Genomic DNA, 1351 nt, shown 5'->3' with positions numbered 1-1351 from the left:
ATCATCCTTGGTGTAACACTAACTAGCGCAATGCTCGATGTAATGAACAAAAAAAGGTTGAACAGCAAATCCGCATCCTGCAACATAAGATTAGCAAATAGTGTAACCCCCCAGAATAGGATAACAGGCCAACGCTTCGTTGACTTACGTAGTGTTATTATGAATATTATTAAGGCAGATATGCCGTACAGGGTAATAGCCGATCCATCAAGGGAATCAAGGATATAGGCGTATATCACCGAGGCGAATGCCAACATCGATAACAATCCTTTCAATATTAGCGGGATACGATTGCTCATTATGCCTTCAGCCTTCGATACTGCTATGATGTCATCCCACCACTGCTGCTCTCTTATTTTAAATGCATGAATTTTTGAAATGTAGCTTCTAAAAGAGACCTTTTTCTCTTTTTCCGTCTTTGTTGCACCTGCAAGATCATACAGAAGGAAGGTTGGATGCTTAGACCCTCTGCCTTTAAACAAAGCCTTAACAAGCTTCTTTTCTGAATCCGACAGCATGTGCTCATCCACTGTCAATATGAACAGAAGCGTTTGGTCTGGCGCCTCCGGATCTCTTTGAAACCGACCGTGTGCGGAGTTAACGGATACAGAGACAAATCCTTTTTCCACTAAGGAATACAAGCCAGCCAGAAACGCATTGGAATCCTTCTTGCCAAGACGATCCAACATATATAAGGGGAGTGGATCTTTGTTTAGCAGTTCATTGGGATTTCCCGTTCCTTGGCGCCGTTGCGGCAAAAGTGCCATACCAATACTAGCGGAAGCTAGGAGAATAGCGAGTGCTATGAATATGTAGCCCAGTTCCTCTTTGTGTTGTTTTTTAGAAGCCAGGGAATGCATGTATTGTTCTTCCTTAGCTAGCGCAGCCTCTAAAGACATGGGTTCATTGGATTTAGCTTGATCTCTCATCACTCCAGAAGGAAAGAGCAAACGAGTTTCGGTCAATGAATACATTTCGGAAACCGCTGTTTTAAACCGAACGACAGAAGGACCTTTTTGTTCAACTGCTCCATTGCGGTCATGAAAGTATGCATAATAATTCTCCGGGTCAACTTCTTGTGGGAAAACAAAATCAATTGTGACATTTGAATAATCCTCATCATGATTGGTGCTGCCCCCAAAGAAAGGAACTGTTAAATCACTATAGGTTGCAAAGGATTTGACTGCTTGGGCAAGCGTATAGGTATAAAATATGTACTTTTGTTCATTTTCAACGGATAAGGAGGAATAATAGCCATTCTCTTGCTGAGAAACAGGCAATAAGCGAAGCTCACTCGGCGTAACGTTACCTAGCTCTGCTTTGGGATTCATCAGTTCGTAGGACTCGAAAT

Annotated in this window: 1 protein-coding gene; it reads right to left on the bottom strand. The window is 42.4% G+C overall.

Annotated features, from left to right (window positions below; all coding sequences use genetic code 11):
• On the bottom strand, window positions 1-1351 hold a 1351-nt coding region (locus tag G9U52_RS39045; RefSeq protein WP_166158867.1), incomplete at both ends, for a DUF2207 domain-containing protein.

The organism is Paenibacillus agricola, assembly GCF_011440305.1.
Taxonomy (GTDB): domain Bacteria; phylum Bacillota; class Bacilli; order Paenibacillales; family NBRC-103111; genus Paenibacillus_S; species Paenibacillus_S agricola.
Note: the sequence above shows the minus strand (reverse complement) of the source record. Positions and strands in the feature narration are given on the sequence as shown.